Source organism: Novosphingobium sp. FSW06-99 (assembly GCF_001519065.1).
Taxonomy (GTDB): Bacteria; Pseudomonadota; Alphaproteobacteria; order Sphingomonadales; family Sphingomonadaceae; genus Novosphingobium.
On sequence record NZ_KQ954251.1, the window covers coordinates 219,054 to 235,104 of the forward strand.

Below are 16,051 nucleotides of genomic sequence, written 5' to 3' on the forward strand. Positions count from 1 at the left end.
GGTTATTCAGGGCTCGGTTATTCAGGGCTACGGTTATTCATCGCGGCCGGTCGTCATGCCCCCGGCTGCATGGCGCGCAGGCCGGCAAAGAAGAACCGTGTATAGTTCGTCGCCCAACGCTCGATTTCCGCAGGCGATGAGGCCCCTTCGGTATAGGCGAGGCGGGCGTGGCCCAGCAAGCCTTCAAGCCACAGACGTGCCGCCAATTCGACATCGGGCACCCGGTGATCGGCGGCGTCGGGACCACGGACAAGCGCCTGGGCGATCGATTCAATGGCATTGCGATAGGCCTCGGCACGCATCGTCAGGCCTTCGCCGCTTTCCTGATCGAGCCAGTCGATCAGCCGTTCGGTGAGCACGCCATCGGGCGAAAACAGCATTTTCATGGTGTTGGTCGCACGCAGCAGGAAGGCCGTCGCGGTCGGCAGGTCGGACCCTTCCTGCCTGATCTGGGCGGTGCGCTGTTCGATCCGCCGCAACAGCAGCGCGCGCATCAGGTCTGCTTTGCCGGGAAACCGCGAATAGATCGTCGCCTTGCCGATATGGGCATGACGCGCCACGCGGTCGAAGGTAAAGTTTTCAAACCCGCCGGAAAGCAGGATGTCCCAACTGGCGTCGAGAATGCGCCCGGACAGCGCCTCTGCCTCGGCAATCGAGGGCCGCCCGCGCCGCGCGGCTACTGCGTCAAGCGCGTGGTCTTCGATACCCGCCTGATCGGCGCCCGCGTCTGGAACCGTCGCGAAATTGTCAGTGGCGAACGGAACTGAAGGCCTGTCCTTCATAGGACGCGGCGAATTCGGGGCGGAGGGTCGCACGGACATTATCCTGCGACCGGTCGATTGCTGCCGGCATCGCGCCCTGCGCCGTGTCGGTGTCGCCTGCGCGATGCAACGGGCAAGTCATCACCAGCCCTTCGGAATACGCCTGCAAAAAGCGGCGACCCATTGTCGATACCCAGCTCATCCGTCCCACCTTCATGCCTTGTTGGCTTTATGGGAACAAAGTCTGCCTGAAAATTTGACATGGTCAAGTCCAATAAATGGAACGCAAACGGCTCATTTCTGCGGTTGCGCGTTGTCCCAGCCAAGGCCCAGCGCCTTTTCAACCGCGATGAAATCGGTGGTCAATTGCGCCTGTGCCGACACGGTGCCCAGTTGTGCGCGCAACGCCTGACGGTCCGCCGTCAGCACATCGGCGCGTGCCAGCGTGCCTCCCGCAGCGCGGCCCGCCTGCAGCCCGGCGAGATGCTCGGCCGCTTCGCGTTGCTCGACCGCATGGCCATAGGCCCGGCGTGCGGCGCCAAACCGCGTCAGTGCGCCTTCGGCATCGTCGAGCGCCGACAACACCTTGGACCGATAAGTGGCGTCCGCCTCGGCCAGCGCGCCGCGTGCCGCGCGCACTTGTGCAGCGCCGCGCCCGCCGTCGAATGCGTTCCATTTGATCTGCGGCGCGATCAGCCCGATCAGCGTCGAGGGGCTGAATGCATCACCCACACTGGTGCCGCCCAGACCGAGGATGCCGGTAAAGCTGATCGTGGGAAGGCGGTCGGCGATGCGCGCGCCAAGATCGGCATTGGCCGCCGCCAACTGGTTTTCGGCAGCGCGAATATCGGGCCGGTGGCGTAACAGGCGCGCAGGGTCGCCCACCGCAACCGTGGCGGGCACGTTCGGCACAGGGGCGGGTGTCGCGATCAGCGAATCGAGCGCACCCGGTTCCTGCCCGATCAGCACGGCCAACTGGTCGGCATCGGCGGCAATCCGTGCGCGCGAATCCGACAGATCGCTCTTGCTCTGGGCCAGCGTCGAACGCGCGCTGTCGACCGACTGATCGGCCACGGTGCCCCCGGCAAAGCGGTCGCGCGCGTGGCGCAACACGTCTTCATCGCAGGCCACCTGCCGGTCGAGCACCGCCGCGCTGGCCTGTTCGGCGCGCAGTTCGACATAGACACGCGCCACTTCGGCCGACAGCGACACCGCGACATCGGCGGCCGAGGCATCGGCGGCTGCCGCCCGGTCGCGCGCGGATTCGGTGCGGCGGCGGTTGGCGCCGAACAAGTCGACTTCCCACGAGGCCTGGAAATCGTCGCCGTAAACCTGTTCGGATAACCGGCCGTTGCGCGACAGCAGCGCGCCGGGCAGCGAGACATCACCGGCCACCGCGCTGACGCCGACGGTGGGCAATTGGGCGGCCTTGGCCACCGACAGGGCTGCACGTGCGCTGTCGATGCGGGCCCGTGCGGCGGCCAGGTCGGGCGATCCGGCCAGCGCGCGCCGTTCCAGATCATCGAGCACCGGGTCGCCCAGCGCCTGCCACCATTGTGCCACCGGCGGGGCAGGGGTTACCGCTTCGTCGGCGCGCACAAAATGCCCGCGCGCGGCGGCATCGGGCGCGGCCGCCGGTGCGCCGTGCCAATTGGGCCCCACGGCGGCACAACCGGCCAGCAGGGCAGTTGCCAGCGGGAAAACCAGCAGGCGTGGGCGGGTCGGGATCGGGAACGCGGGCATCAGTGCATCGCCATTTTGTGGTGGCCCTTGGGCAGCGGGCGCAGGAGCAGGACAAGCGGGATCACGACAGTGATGGAAACCGCCAGCGCGACGAATTGATCGTTGAAACCCATCACCATCGCCTGTTGTTCGACAATGCCGTTGATCGATTGCAACGCGCCGAGCGTGGCATCGTTGCCCACGCCCTGCGTCTGACTGGCAACCCAGGCCTGGACATCGGTGCCATTGGCCGGAATTGCGCTAAACAGCGTCCAGTGATGAAAATCCTCGCGACGTTCCTGCAAGGTTGCCAGTAGCGCCAGCGCGATCGATCCGCCAAGGTTGCGCGCGGCGTTGAACAGGCCCGAGGCATCGCCCGCCTCGTTCTGCTTGACGCTGGCGATCGCTGCCTGGTTGAGAAACAGCATCGCGAACACCTGGCCGAGGCCACGCATCAGTTGCGAAGCCACAAACGCCGACCCGGTCGACTGGATGGTCAGATCGGAATCGAACCAGCAACAGGCCGCCATCAGCAGCATGCCGCCCATGACCGCCACTCGCAGGTCGATCCGCGTCACCAGCAACGGAAACAGCGGCATCATCATCGCCGCGGGTATCCCTGACAGGAACACCACGCCGCCCGATTGCTGGGCATTGTACCCTGCAATGGCGGCCAGAAACTGCGGGATGACATAGGATGTGCCATAGAGCACCGCGCCGATCAGCAAACCCAGCACGAACACAGCCGCAAATGCCCGGTTGCGCAACAGCGCCAGTTTGACCACCGGGCGCTTGGCATAGATCTGTCCCAGCCCGATCAGCACAAAGCCCACGATGGTCACCCCGGTCAGGCGCCAGATCAGCGTGGAATCAAACCACTGTTCCCGGTTGCCCTCTTCGAGCACCACGGTCAGCCCGCCAAGGCCCGCGGCCATGCCCACGATGCCCAGCCAGTCGGCCTCTTTCAGCTCATCGAGTTTCATCGACTGATGCTTCAGCCCGACCACCAGGAACGTCATCAGCACTGCGCAGATCGGCAGGTTGATGAAAAAGGCATAGTGCCAGCTATAGTTCTCGGTCAGCCAGCCACCGAGCAGCGGCCCGAACACCGGGCCCATGATCAGGGTCGAGCCAAACAACGCGGTGCCGATCGGTTGCTGGTGGCGGGGCAGGCGGGTGGCAATGATGGTCATCCCGGTAGGGATCATCGCGCCGCCGGTGAAACCCTGGCCAACCCGGCCGATGATCATCTCGGTCAGGTTCGATGAAAACCCACAGGCCATCGAAAAGCCCATGAACAGCGACGCCATGATCAACAGGAACCGCCGCAGCCCGAACACCCGTTCAAGCCACGCAGTCAACGGGATGATGACGATTTCCGACACCAGATAGGATGTCGCGATCCAGGTGCCCTCGGTCGACGATGCACCGATTTCGCCCTGGATGGTCGGCAACGAGGAATTGACGATCGAAATGTCGAGCGTCGCCATCAGCGCGCCGATCGCGCCCGCCACCACCGCCAGCCACGCGGTGATATCGGCATTTTGCGCGCCTTGCGGGGCAGGGGGCCGGGCCGCACTCATCGGGCGGTCCGCGTTTCCTCGCGGCGGATCTGGTGGATCGCGCCGCGCGCGCCGACAGTATCCACATCGACCGTCAGCGACAGGCCGGGCACCAGCACGCGGCGTGCTTCGGGGCCGGCATCGATGCGGATGCGCACCGGCACCCGCTGCACGATCTTGGTGAAGTTGCCCGTCGCGTTCTGCGGCGGGATCAGCGAAAAGGTCGCGCCGGTGCCGGGGGTCACGCTTTCGACACGACCGTGGAACGACACGCCGGGCAAGGCGTCAACCTCGATCGTCGCGGGCTGTCCGGGGCGCATCAGGCCGATCTGGGTTTCCTTGAAATTGGCCTCGACATAGATCGCCTGGACCGGAACGATCGACAGCAGGCGCTGGCCGGGCTGGACGAACTGGCCCACCCGTACAGACGAGGATGCCACAGTTCCCGGCACCGGCGCGATCAGCCGTGTGGTGGCAAGATCAGTGCGCGCGGAATCCGCCTGGGCGCGGGCGGCCTCGATCTGTGCCCCGGCCTGGCCCAGTTGGGCCTTCGCCGCTTCGAGCTTGCCATTGGCGGCGGCGAGCGAGGCCTGTTGCGCGGCGACCGTGGCGGCGGCCTTGTCGCGGCTGCTGGCCATCTGGTCGAGCGTCTGCTTCGGTTCCGATCCGGACGCGACGAGCGGGCGATAGCGCGCGACTTCGCCGTTGTAATAGGCAAGATCGCGCGCGGCGGTCGTCAGCGCGGCCTTGGCCTGCGCCACACCGGCTTCGGCCTCGACAATCCCGGCGCGGTTCAGCGCTTCACCGGCGCGAGCAAGGTTTTCCTGCGCGCTGGCCTGGCTGAGCTTGATGCGATAGTCGGTGGGATCGACTTCGACCAGCAGATCGCCCGCCTTGACCGGCTGGTTGTCGGCCACTTTGACCGCGCGCACATAGCCTGACAGCTTGGAACTGACCGTGATGGAATCCGCCTTGACGTAGGCGTCATCGGTCGATTGCACATATTGCCCGTGGTTGAGGTACCCCACATAGGCATAGACGCCGATCGCCCCACCGATCACCGCAGCAACGATCGCAACACGGCCCAGCAGGCGCCGTCTGGTGGAATTTTCCGTTGTCGGCAAAGTTTCGGGCTCGGTGCTCATGGGGGATCCTGAAGCGATTGGGTGCGGAAAATTAATGGAACGAATTCGTTCTTTTTTGCCAATTGGGACGTGTCGCGCTGGCTTTCAAGTGCAACTTACTCACCAACGCTTGCAAAAACCGCACAAACTCGATGGGGAAAGTGCCATCCCGGACGTATGAACGGCGTTTTTGCGCAAACACCGCTCAAGCAGGTGTCGATTGATCGAGAACGTCAATCTATCTGCCCAGAATTGATCATTGGAAATGCGCGATGCAAGCGCCTACCTCTGGTGTCGGAATTACTCCACCATGCCCCACAGGGGGCGCATTCAAGGGACCTGTCAAACATGTCGATCGTTGGATCCAAGATCAAACCGTTCGCGAACACCGCCTATCATCAGGGCAAGTTTGTCGACCTGACCGAAGCGGACGTTGCCGGCAAATGGGCGGTGTTCTTCTTCTACCCGGCCGATTTCACCTTTGTCTGCCCGACCGAACTGGAAGACCTGGCCGACAAGTATGCCGAACTGCAGACGCTGGGCGTCGAAGTCTACGGTGTTTCGACCGACACCCATTTCAGCCACAAGGCCTGGCACGACAGCAGCCCGGCGATCGGCAAGATCAACTATTACCTGGTCGGTGACCAGAACCACACGCTGTCGAACAACTTCAACATCCTTCGCGAAGGCGTCGGTCTGGCCGACCGTGGCACGTTCGTGGTCGATCCCGACGGCACGGTGCAGCTTGTCGAAATCACCCCCGAAGGCGTGGGCCGCAATGCCGAAGAACTCGTGCGCAAGATCAAGGCCGCGAAGTACTGGCGCGAACACCCCGGCCAGGTTTGCCCGGCCAAGTGGGAAGAAGGCGATGAAACGCTTGCTCCGTCGATCGATCTCGTCGGCAAGATCTGATTTGTCCTGATTGCTGTTGCCGGCAGCGTCCACGCCGCCCCTTTGCGCGGACGCGCCGGTTCAGTCGGGTGGTGCCCCTTCCTTTTGGGGCATCACCCGACACCGTCTTCCCAAATGATCCGTGAATACCGATATTCGCCGTGTGCCTTGTGCATCGGCGGGGGCTTTTCCATGCCCACACCCCACAACCAAGAGTGATCGCCATGTCCATTCTCGACGCTGCCACTACTACCCAACTCAAGGGTCTGCTCGTCAATCTGCGGCGGCCGATCGAACTGGTCGCCAGCCTTGGAGACGATGCCAAGTCGGCCGATACGCGTGCGCTGGTCGAAGAGATCGCCGCGCTGTCCGACAAAGTCTCTGCCCGCCTTGACGGCACCGATGCCCGTCGCCCCAGCTTTGCCATCCGCGCCGATGCCGGTCCGGCCCGCGTGGTGTTTGCCGGGCTGCCGCTGGGCCACGAATTCACCTCGCTGATCCTGGCACTGCTCCATGTCGGCGGTCATCCGCCCAAGGAAGACGCCGACCTGCTCGATCAGGCGCGTGCTCTCGATGGCCCGCTGCATTTTGAAACGTTCTTTTCGCTGACCTGCCAGAACTGCCCCGACGTGGTGCAGGCGCTCAACATCCTGTCGGCGTTCAATCCCAATGTCAGCCATGTCGCGATCGACGGTGCGCTGTTCCAGGATGAAGTCGAACGGCGCAAGATCATGGCCGTGCCGACGGTGTTCCTCAACGGCGAACCGTTCGGCCAGGGCCGCATGGATCTGGCCCAGATCGTTGCGAAGCTCGACACCGGCTCGATCGCCCGCGCGGCGGAAAAGATCGCCGCGAAGGACCCGTTCGACGTGCTGGTGGTCGGTGGCGGCCCCGCCGGCGCGGCGGCAGCGATCTATGCCGCGCGCAAGGGCATCCGCACCGGCGTGGTGGCCGAACGCTTTGGCGGACAAGTGCTGGACACGATGGGCATCGAAAATTTCATCTCGGTGTCGCACACCGAAGGGCCAAAGCTGGCCGCGCATCTGGAACAGCACGTCAAGGATTACGATGTCGACGTGATGAACCTGCAAAAGGCGGTCGCGCTCAAACCCGCCAATGGTGACGGATTGGCAACCATCGAACTGGAAAACGGCGCGAGCGTGCGCGCCAAGACCGTGATCCTGTCAACCGGCGCGCGCTGGCGGCAGATGGGCGTGCCCGGTGAAGACGAATACCGCAACAAGGGCGTGGCCTATTGCCCGCATTGCGATGGTCCACTGTACAAGGGCAAGCGGGTCGCGGTGATTGGCGGCGGCAATTCGGGGGTCGAGGCTGCCATCGATCTGGCCGGGATCGTCGCCCATGTCACGCTGATCGAATACGACGGTGTGCTGCGTGCCGATGCAGTGCTGCAGGACAAGCTGCGAAGCCTGCCCAATGTCACCATCCTGGTGTCGGCGCTCAGCACCGAAGTGCTTGGCGATGGCCACAAGGTGACCGGGCTGGTCTATCGCGATCGCACCACCGGGGACGATCACACGATCCATCTCGAAGGGATCTTTGTGCAGATCGGGCTGGTGCCCAACACCGAATGGCTCAAGGGCTCGATCGCGCTGAGCAACCGGGGCGAGATCGAAATCGATGCGCGTGGTGAAACAAGCCTTCACGGCGTGTTTGCCGCGGGCGATGTGACCACCGTCCCCTACAAGCAGATCGTGATCGCGATGGGTGAAGGCAGCAAGGCGGCGCTGTCGGCGTTCGACTATCTGATCCGCCACTGATCGCAACAAACTGGCAAGAGTGTTCGGCCCCCATCGACATATCGCCGCTTGGGGGCCGCATTCGTCTGGTAAGGGCGGTTCAGCGCGGGTGTTTCAGCCGGTAGAGCCCGAAATGGTGCGTGCCGAGCACGAACCCGCTGTAGCGTTCATAATCGTGCGCCAGAAAGTCGGCGACCACCGCACGGGTGACATGATTGGGCAGATAGACCGCCTTCCATTCGCCCACCAGCACCACATCGGGGTGCGACATCATGATCCGCGCCACTTCGCGCCCGGTATCAACGCCGATCGCCGGGGCCTCGGTCCAGGTGTTGAGATGGGTCGAAAAGGCATAGCGGGTTGGAATGCAGGCGTTGACGCTGCGATAGAGGCCCGGTTCGCCATCGAACTGATAGAAACAGCCGCCGTGCATTTCGCTGCGGATTAGCCGCGTCATCGCTTCGAACTGCGCGGTGGTGCCGTGGTTCTTGAACTGGATGCCCATCACCGCCAGCCCGCCGACCGCGCTCGCCACCAGCAGCAGGCGGCCAAACCAGCGTTCGGCGGGGATCGCGCGCGCCAGCACCGGCGCTGACAGCACTGCCAGCGGGGTCAGCATCGGCGCGACATAATGATCATACCAGGTGCCGAACACCAGATACCCGATCACCGCCGCCACGGCCCAGGTGCGCAACACGGCGGGCACCACCGGATGGCGCGGGCGCGGCATCGCCATCATGCGCGGGGCCACCAGCACGGCCAGCCAGAACGGCGTCAGCGCGACCATCTGGGTGAACAGACGAAACCACGAGGCATCGCCATCGGGCAGGCGTTGCAGGATCGAGATGAAATTGGCCTGGAGGAAATCCTGCCCGTGGCCGATTGCCGCATAGGCGGCATAGGCGATGACAGTCGGCGCCAGCGCAACACCCGCCCAGATCAGCCCGGCCAGACCCAGCCGCCGCCACGGCCAGACATCGGCCCACCCGCGCGCCAGCAACATCAGGCCGAACGCCACGCCTTCAAACAGCACCGAATACTTGATCTGCAGCGCCAGCCCGACCAGCGCCATGATCCCGATGCCACGGGTTATCAGATGCGGTGCCTCGGGCCGTTTCCACACTTCGACCAGCAGCAGCGCGGCATAGGCCATCAACAGGTTGTAGAACACCGGCGCCTGTCCGAACGAACAGGAGAACGCGGGCATCGCAAAGATATAGACGACGCCTGCCAGCCACGCCGACGACGGCCGGGCAATTTCGCGTGCCATGCGCTGCACCAGCAGCGCGGTGGTGGCCGTGGCCAGCACGCCGATCAACTGGTAAACCTGCACCGGGTCGCCCGGTATCGACAGGAACAGGCGATAGAGCAGGAACAGGCCGACCGGCTTGCGGTCCCAGATATCGACAAACGGCAGTGCGCCCTGCGCCCACCGGTCGGCGGTCAGCAGGTAAAATTCTTCATCGACATGGACGAGCGGATTGCCGAACAGCAACAGCCGGAACGCCAGCGTGATGGCCGCATATTGGAACAGCGTCAGCCAGGCGCCGGAAATTGCGAAAGAACCGATACGCACGCGCGCCGGCAGCCCCGTTGCCGCCGGTACAAATGTCGCGCCCGCCAGTTCCTGCATTTTAGAGCTTGCTCCAGATCCACCGGCCCACAACGCCCCGGCTGGATCGTTCCCTTGCGAAAATTGCCGCACGTTTCAAATTTCAACCGGTCACGAATTGTATCGGTCGCTCATATCCGCGACTTGTATTGCCCGCACATGAACGACCGATTGCCATCACCGCGCCCCCCGCGGATTTCCTGACATTCGGTGTGAGCCAGCCCGGTCAATTGCTGTCAAGGCCTTTCACTGCACCCAGTCAAGTCCGATCTCGTCATAAAGTTCACGACTCTCGGCCCAGTTTTCCTCAACCTTGACGTGAAGGAACAAATGGACGCGTGTTCCCAGCAAACTGGCCAGCTCGTGGCGCGCCGCTTCGCCGATCGCCTTGAGCCGCGCGCCGCCTTTGCCCAGCACGATCGGCCGCTGGCTGTCGCGCGCAATCACGATCTGCTGATGGATCTCGATCGAACCGTCCTTGCGCGTCTGATAGCTTTCGGGGCGCACCGCGCTGTCATAGGGCAATTCGTCATGCAACTGGCGATAGAGCTGTTCGCGGGTGATCTCGGTGGCGAGCAGGCGTTCGGATGCATCGGACACCTGGTCTTCGGGATAGTGCCAGGGCCCGGCGGGCATTGCCTGCGCCAGCCGGGTCTTGAGCTCCGCCACACCGTCGCCTGTGAGCGCGGAGACAAAGAACACTTCATCGAACCCGCCTGCCGCGCTCAATTCCTGCGCGGCAACCAGCAAGGGTTCCTTGGGCGTGGAATCGACTTTGTTCAGCACCAGGATGCGCCGTTCTGGCCGGGTGGCGAGCGAAGCCAGGATCGGTTCGAGATAGTCGCGGCGCTTTTTTCGCGCATCGACCACCAGCACGATGGCATCGGCGGCCTGCGCGCCTTCCCATGCGGCGTGCACCATTGCCCGGTCGAGCCGACGGCGCGGTTCGAACAGGCCAGGAGTGTCGACCAGCATGATCTGCGCTGCGCCTTCGATCGCAATGCCCATCAGCCGCGCGCGCGTGGTCTGCGCCTTGTTCGACACGATGGCGACTTTTTGCCCGACAAGCGCGTTGACCAGCGTCGATTTGCCCGCGTTGGGCGCGCCGATCACCGCAACAAGGCCGCAGTGCCGGGGCGGGGCTGATGGCGACACGGCAGGCGTTTCGGCGGGAGGAGGTGGGGTTTGCGACATGATCTGTTCTATCCAAAATTCTGCATGAATTCGCGCGCGGCGGCGGTTTCGGCGTCCTGCTTGCTCGATCCGCGCGCGGTCGCTTCGCCAACGCCCTTGACCGCGACTGAAACGGTGAACGTGGCTGCATGATCGGGGCCTTCGCGGGCCACCAGGGTATAGACCGGGGGTTTGCGGCGGTTGCCCGCCGCCCACTCCTGCAAGGCCGCCTTGGGATGCTTGCGCTGCCCGGCGCCGGTGGCCACCACAGGGGCCCATGCCTTGCGCACGAAATCGCGCGCCGCGACAAACCCGCGTTCGAGGAACAGCGCGCCGATCAGCGCCTCCATCACATCGCCCAGGATGTTGTCGCTGTCGGCCCCGCCGTCGTCGCGCGCCTGCTTGCCCAACCGGATATGCGCAGGCACGCCCAATGTGCGCGCGACTTCGGCGCAAGTCTCGCGGCTGACCAGCACGTTGAGCCGTTGCGACAGTTTGCCTTCGCTGGCGCCTGCTTCGCCGAACAACAGTTCGGCTATCGCCAGCCCGAGCACACGATCGCCGAGAAATTCCAGCCGCTGGTAATCGCGCGCCTCGCCCATCGATCCGTGGGTCAGGGCATCGTGCCAAAGGTCGTGACGGGCAGGTGCGGCGCCGGTCAGCGCCGCCAGAAAGGCCAGGGCGGCCGGGTCGAGATCGGCGCTCAGAACGTGCCCCCGATACGGTTCCAGCGGGCCGCGGTGAACCAGGTCCACGGCAGGAACCAGTTGGCCCCGCCATCGGTCGACCACATCACGATGGTCGCCCGGCCGACCAGATTTTCCTGCGGCACCAGCCCGATCCCGCCGCCTTCCATCGCGGGGAAGCGGCTGTCCATCGAATTGTCGCGGTTGTCGCCCATCAGGAACATGCGATCCGCCGGGATCGTCACCGCCGGGGTGTCGTCCTGCGGGCGGTAGCCGAGGTCGAGCACGTTGTAGCTTTTGCCCTCGGGCAGCGTTTCCTTGTACATCGGATAGTGGCAACTTGGCGCGCCATCCTTTTCAACCGCCTCGAATTCGGGCGATACGCAGCCGGTGTTGGGCGAGATGCGGATGACGAAATCGCTCTGGCGCACTTTTGGCACGGCCTTGCCGTTGAGGAACAGCACGCCGCCCTTCATCTGCACGGTGTCGCCCGGCAGGCCGATCACGCGCTTGATATAATCGACATCGTTACCCGGCGGCGCCTTGAAGATCACCACGTCGCCGCGCTTGGGCTGGCCGGCCAGAATGCGTCCGGGGATCAGCGGCAGGCTGAACGGCATCGAATATTTCGAAAAGCCGTAGGGCCATTTGGCGGCCAGCAGATAGTCGCCGTTTTCGAGCCGGGGCAGCATCGATTCCGAGGGGATGTTGAACGGAGAGAAGATGAAGCTGCGGAAAATGCCCACAATCAGCACCAGCTTGATCAGGAAGATGAAGAAATTTTCCTCTTCCTTAGGCTTGGCGGTTTTTTCGCCACGCACGATGCTGGCAGCAATTTGCGCGGCGGGATCGCCTTTTTTCGGGCTCTGGTCAGACGTATCGGTCATTTTCGCGCTCATGTTGGGCGGGGAGCGTTGCGTCAAGCAGGTTCTGGCATGAACAACGGATTAGCGCGCCATAGCGAGGATTGCCGCCCGCGCATAGCAATGCGAAACACGTTCGTCGATGCGTGCCGACGCTTGGCGGAATTGCCGCGAGCGGGCACAAGGGCCACGCGATCGAACGAACGACGCGAACCAGGAGTGAGTGATGACCGATACCCTTGCGGCGCTGTGGACCGAGCTGGAGGCCGTCGAGTTTCCGACGCTGGCGGCGCTGTTCGAAGCCCCCGACCGGCTTGGGCGCCATGCCACCACGCTCGATCTGCCGGGCGGTCCGATTCGCTTCGACTGGTCCAAGACCCATCTTCATCCCGCCGCCGAAGCGATCCTGACGCGGATTGCCGACCATCAGGGCCTGATCGAAAAGCGCCGCCAACTGTTTGACGGCGAACCGATCAACAACACCGAAGGCCGCGCCGCGGAACACACCGCCCAGCGCGGCGTAGGTTCGCCCGCCAGCGTGGTCGAGGCCGAGGCGCTGCACGCGCGGATGGAGGCGCTGGTCGAGGCGATCCACGAAGGCGCGTTCGGCGAAGTGCGCTCGCTGATCCACATCGGCATTGGCGGATCGGCGCTCGGCCCCGCGCTGGCGATCGATGCGCTGACCCGCGATGGCGCGCGCGTGGCGGTGCATGTGGTGTCGAACATCGACGGTTGCGCGCTCGAAGCCGCATTCCGCCACTGCGATCCGGCCACCACGATGATCGCGGTCGCGTCCAAGACCTTCACCACCACCGAAACGATGACCAATGCCGCCTCTGCGCTCGACTGGTTGCGCGCCGGCGGGGTGGAAGATCCGTTCGGGCGCGTGGTCGCGCTGACCGCCGCGCCCGAAAAGGCGGTTGAATGGGGCGTCGATGACACCCGCGTGCTGCCGTTCGCCGAAAGCGTCGGCGGGCGCTATTCGCTGTGGTCGTCGATCGGTTTTCCGATCGCGCTGGCACTGGGCTTTGCCGGGTTTGCCGAATTTCTGGCCGGAGCGGCGGCAATCGACCTGCATTTCCTGGAAACCTCGCTGGCCGCCAATGTGGTGGTGCGCGCGGCCTTTACCGACCTGATCTATGCCCAGGCGCTGGGGTGCCAGACCCGCGCAGTGTTTGCCTATGACGAACGGCTCGCGCTGTTGCCCGATTACCTGCAACAGCTTGAAATGGAATCGAACGGCAAGCGCGTGACCGCCGACGGCCAGCCACTGACCCGGCCCAGCGCGCCGGTCACCTGGGGCGGGGTGGGCACCGATGCCCAGCATGCGGTGTTCCAGTTGCTGCATCAGGGCACGCATCTGATTCCGGTCGATTTTCTGGCGGTGAAGATTCCCGGCCACGATCTCGACCCGCTGCACCACAAGATCCTGCTGTCGAACTGCTTTGCGCAAGGGGCGGCGCTGATGGCGGGCAAGGCGTCGGATGATGGTGCGCGCGCCTATCCGGGCAACCGTCCTTCGGCGACGATCCTGGTCGATGATCTCAATCCCGCCACGCTCGGCGCGCTGATCGCGTTTCACGAACACCGCACGTTTGTGTCGGCGGCGATGCTGGGCATCAACCCGTTCGACCAGTTCGGCGTCGAACTGGGCAAGGCGATCGCCAAGCAGATCGACGCGGGCGGCGGCGAAGGGTTTGACCCGTCGACCGAAGCTTTGCTGGCCTCGGCCGGAATCGGAGCCTGACCATGACGCAGACGGCCTATGATTATGACCTGTTCGTGATCGGCGCGGGGTCCGGCGGGGTCCGCGCCAGCCGCATCGCCGCCAGCCATGGCGCGCGGGTCGCGGTGGCCGAGGAATTCCGCATCGGCGGCACCTGTGTTATTCGCGGCTGTGTGCCCAAGAAACTGCTGGTCTATGCCTCGCAATTTGCCGAGGATCTGGGCCATGCCGCCGACTATGGCTGGACCATCGCCGGCGCGCAGTTCGACTGGCCCACCTTGCGCGATGCCGTCGCGCGCGATGTCGACCGGCTGAACAAGGCCTATATCACCACACTGTCCTCCAACAAGGTCGCGCAATTCCTTGATCGCGCAGAGATTACCGGCCCGCACAGCGTTCGCCTGAAATCATCCGGGCAGATCGTCACTGCCGAGACCATCCTTGTTGCCACCGGCGCCTGGCCCGTAACGCCGACATTTCCCGGCGCCGAACACACCATCACCTCCAACGAGGTGTTTCATCTCGAAACGCTGCCCGAACGCGTGGTGATCGCGGGCGCCGGCTATATCGCGATGGAATTTGCCGGGGTGTTCAATGCGCTGGGTAGTGCGGTGACCGTGGTCAATCGCAGCAACGCGATCTTGCGCAGTTACGATATCGATCTGCGCGAGCGCCTTTTGGCGATCACACGGGCGCGCGGCATCGCCTATCGTTTCGATGCCCCGATCGAGCGCGTTGACAAACAGCAAGACGGATCGTTGCTGGTGCATCTGCGCGATGGCGGCGAACCGGTCGCCGCCGATGTCGTGCTGGTGGCGACCGGGCGGTTTGCCAACACCACCGGGCTGGGGTTGGACACCGTCGGGGTCGCCACTGGTGCGCGTGGTGAAATCCTGGTTGATGGCGAAGGCCGCACCACGTGTCCCAGCGTCTATGCCGTCGGCGATGTGACCGACCGGGTGCAATTGACCCCGATTGCGATCCGAGAAGGCCATGCCTTTGCCGATGCGCGCTATGCGGGCAAATCGACCCAACTGTCCTACGAGGCAATCCCCAGCGCGGTGTTTTCGCAACCGCCCTTGGCCGCGGTTGGCCTGACCGAGGCCGAAGCACAGGCGGAATACGGTGCGATCAAGGTCTTCACATCGGATTTCAGGCCAATGAAAAACATATTCAATCAACGTGTTGAACGTGGTTTTTATAAACTTGTGGTAGATGAAACGACCGATCGCGTGCTGGGCCTGCACATGATCGGGCCCGATGCCCCGGAAATCCTGCAAGCGGCCGCGATTGCGGTGAAAGCCGGGCTGACCAAGGCCGATTTCGACGCCACCGTCGCGCTGCATCCCTCGATGGCCGAAGAACTGGTGCTGATGCGCTGATCCGGTTGCATCCCGCCCCCGAACCGTTATCCATGCGGCCAATAACAAGCATATTCGGGGGCAGGATGCAGATCACGGGCAAGACGGTGCTGATTACCGGCGGGACCGACGGCATAGGGCGCGAACTGGCGCTGCAATTGCAGGCGGCGGGGGCCGATGTGGTGATCACCGGGCGCGATGCCGCCCGCCTGACCCGCGCGCGCGGCGAAGGCATGACCGCGATTGCTGCCGACCTGACCGGGCCCGATGGCATCGAGGCGGTGCTGCGCGGTCTGGCCGGGCGCTCGGTCGATGTGCTGATCAACAACGCCGGGATGGGCACCGAGCACGATTTTCGCATCGCCCTGCCTGACCAGAACGGCGACGAGCAAAGCCTGTGGCTCAATCTGCACGCACCGATCCGACTGATCGTCGCACTGATGTCCACCCTGAAAACCCGGCCCGAGGCGATGATCGTCAATGTCACTTCGGGGCTGGCGATTGCGCCGAGCGCCGGGGCGCCGGTCTATTGCGCGACCAAGGCGGCCTTGCGCAGCTATACCCAGTCGCTGCGGGCACAACTGGCGGGCACGCAGATCCATGTGCTCGAAGCCTTGCCACCGGTGGTCGATACCGCGATGACCCGCACGCGCGGGGGCCGCAAGCTGTCGCCGCAGGAATGCGCGCGGCAGATCATCGCGGCGATGCGCGCCAATGCCGATGAAGCCAATGTTGGCATGGTGCGCATCCTGAAGGCGGTTCATCAGGTCGCGCCCTGGCTGGCGCGCCGCATCATGATCGGATTTTGAC

Annotated in this window: 13 protein-coding genes; 5 read left to right on the forward strand and 8 right to left on the reverse strand. The window is 64.1% G+C overall.

Features of this window, described 5'->3' with window-relative positions:
• Positions 1-53 precede the first annotated feature (53 nt).
• The 4 genes from AQZ49_RS00930 to AQZ49_RS00950 all read right to left on the reverse strand — a co-directional run bounded on the left by AQZ49_RS00930 (position 54) and on the right by AQZ49_RS00950 (position 5,190).
• On the reverse strand, positions 54-782 hold the full coding sequence (locus tag AQZ49_RS00930; protein WP_082701242.1) for a TetR/AcrR family transcriptional regulator: 729 nt from the start codon (positions 780-782) through the stop codon (positions 54-56).
• 273 nt (positions 783-1,055) lie between these two features.
• Positions 1,056-2,504 (reverse strand): efflux transporter outer membrane subunit, encoded by a 1,449-nt coding sequence (locus tag AQZ49_RS00940; RefSeq protein ID WP_082701243.1) that lies wholly within the window; start codon positions 2,502-2,504, stop codon positions 1,056-1,058.
• A complete protein-coding gene (locus AQZ49_RS00945; protein ID WP_067611493.1) occupies positions 2,504-4,066 on the reverse strand; it encodes an MDR family MFS transporter in 1,563 nt (520 codons plus the stop codon). The genes AQZ49_RS00940 and AQZ49_RS00945 overlap by 1 nt, the downstream gene beginning before the upstream one ends.
• On the reverse strand, positions 4,063-5,190 hold the full coding sequence (locus tag AQZ49_RS00950) for an HlyD family secretion protein (protein ID WP_067611495.1): 1,128 nt from the start codon (positions 5,188-5,190) through the stop codon (positions 4,063-4,065). The genes AQZ49_RS00945 and AQZ49_RS00950 overlap by 4 nt, the downstream gene beginning before the upstream one ends.
• A gap of 327 nt (positions 5,191-5,517) precedes the next feature.
• Here AQZ49_RS00950 and ahpC point away from each other — a divergent pair, with 327 nt between their 5' ends.
• Positions 5,518-6,081, forward strand: a complete 564-nt coding sequence (ahpC, locus tag AQZ49_RS00955) for an alkyl hydroperoxide reductase subunit C (RefSeq protein WP_067611497.1) — start codon at positions 5,518-5,520, stop codon at positions 6,079-6,081.
• Between the two features lie 203 nt (positions 6,082-6,284).
• Positions 6,285-7,841, forward strand: coding sequence for an alkyl hydroperoxide reductase subunit F (gene ahpF / locus AQZ49_RS00960; RefSeq protein ID WP_067611500.1), 1,557 nt, complete (start codon positions 6,285-6,287; stop codon positions 7,839-7,841).
• 79 nt (positions 7,842-7,920) lie between these two features.
• On the opposite strand, the gene AQZ49_RS00965 is transcribed toward ahpF, so the two are convergent.
• The 4 genes from AQZ49_RS00965 to lepB all read right to left on the reverse strand — a co-directional run bounded on the left by AQZ49_RS00965 (position 7,921) and on the right by lepB (position 12,178).
• Positions 7,921-9,453 carry a glycosyltransferase family 39 protein gene (locus tag AQZ49_RS00965; protein WP_231738567.1) on the reverse strand — a complete coding sequence of 511 codons (1,533 nt, stop codon included), beginning with the start codon at positions 9,451-9,453 and terminating at the stop codon, positions 7,921-7,923.
• 225 nt (positions 9,454-9,678) lie between these two features.
• Positions 9,679-10,626, reverse strand: coding sequence for a GTPase Era (gene era / locus AQZ49_RS00970; protein WP_067611502.1), 948 nt, complete (start codon positions 10,624-10,626; stop codon positions 9,679-9,681).
• Between the two features lie 8 nt (positions 10,627-10,634).
• The gene (gene rnc, locus AQZ49_RS00975) at positions 10,635-11,354 is read right to left on the reverse strand and encodes a ribonuclease III (RefSeq protein ID WP_231738641.1); all 720 of its coding nucleotides are present in this window, start codon (positions 11,352-11,354) and stop codon (positions 10,635-10,637) included.
• A complete protein-coding gene (lepB, locus tag AQZ49_RS00980) occupies positions 11,309-12,178 on the reverse strand; it encodes a signal peptidase I (protein WP_067612524.1) in 870 nt (289 codons plus the stop codon). Before lepB ends, rnc begins: the two co-directional genes overlap by 46 nt.
• 202 nt (positions 12,179-12,380) lie before the next feature.
• Here lepB and pgi point away from each other — a divergent pair, with 202 nt between their 5' ends.
• The 3 genes from pgi to AQZ49_RS00995 all read left to right on the forward strand — a co-directional run bounded on the left by pgi (position 12,381) and on the right by AQZ49_RS00995 (position 16,050).
• Positions 12,381-13,901, forward strand: coding sequence for a glucose-6-phosphate isomerase (pgi, locus tag AQZ49_RS00985; RefSeq protein ID WP_067611505.1), 1,521 nt, complete (start codon positions 12,381-12,383; stop codon positions 13,899-13,901).
• 2 nt (positions 13,902-13,903) lie between these two features.
• Positions 13,904-15,262 carry a glutathione-disulfide reductase gene (gorA, locus tag AQZ49_RS00990; protein WP_067611507.1) on the forward strand — a complete coding sequence of 453 codons (1,359 nt, stop codon included), beginning with the start codon at positions 13,904-13,906 and terminating at the stop codon, positions 15,260-15,262.
• Positions 15,263-15,327: 65 nt separating this feature from the next.
• Positions 15,328-16,050 (forward strand): SDR family oxidoreductase, encoded by a 723-nt coding sequence (locus AQZ49_RS00995; protein ID WP_067611509.1) that lies wholly within the window; start codon positions 15,328-15,330, stop codon positions 16,048-16,050.
• The last annotated feature ends 1 nt before the right edge of the window (position 16,051 follow it).

Coding starts and splice junctions, on each gene's coding strand:
- ahpC (WP_067611497.1), top strand. CDS start 5,518: ATGTCGATCGTTGGATCCAAGATCAAACCGTTCGCGAACACCGCCTAT.
- gorA (WP_067611507.1), top strand. CDS start 13,904: ATGACGCAGACGGCCTATGATTATGACCTGTTCGTGATCGGCGCGGGG.
- AQZ49_RS00950 (WP_067611495.1), bottom strand. CDS start 5,190: ATGAGCACCGAGCCCGAAACTTTGCCGACAACGGAAAATTCCACCAGA.
- AQZ49_RS00930 (WP_082701242.1), bottom strand. CDS start 782: ATGAAGGACAGGCCTTCAGTTCCGTTCGCCACTGACAATTTCGCGACG.
- ahpF (WP_067611500.1), top strand. CDS start 6,285: ATGTCCATTCTCGACGCTGCCACTACTACCCAACTCAAGGGTCTGCTC.
- pgi (WP_067611505.1), top strand. CDS start 12,381: ATGACCGATACCCTTGCGGCGCTGTGGACCGAGCTGGAGGCCGTCGAG.
- AQZ49_RS00945 (WP_067611493.1), bottom strand. CDS start 4,066: ATGAGTGCGGCCCGGCCCCCTGCCCCGCAAGGCGCGCAAAATGCCGAT.
- AQZ49_RS00965 (WP_231738567.1), bottom strand. CDS start 9,453: ATGCAGGAACTGGCGGGCGCGACATTTGTACCGGCGGCAACGGGGCTG.
- era (WP_067611502.1), bottom strand. CDS start 10,626: ATGTCGCAAACCCCACCTCCTCCCGCCGAAACGCCTGCCGTGTCGCCA.
- AQZ49_RS00995 (WP_067611509.1), top strand. CDS start 15,328: ATGCAGATCACGGGCAAGACGGTGCTGATTACCGGCGGGACCGACGGC.
- lepB (WP_067612524.1), bottom strand. CDS start 12,178: ATGACCGATACGTCTGACCAGAGCCCGAAAAAAGGCGATCCCGCCGCG.
- AQZ49_RS00940 (WP_082701243.1), bottom strand. CDS start 2,504: ATGCCCGCGTTCCCGATCCCGACCCGCCCACGCCTGCTGGTTTTCCCG.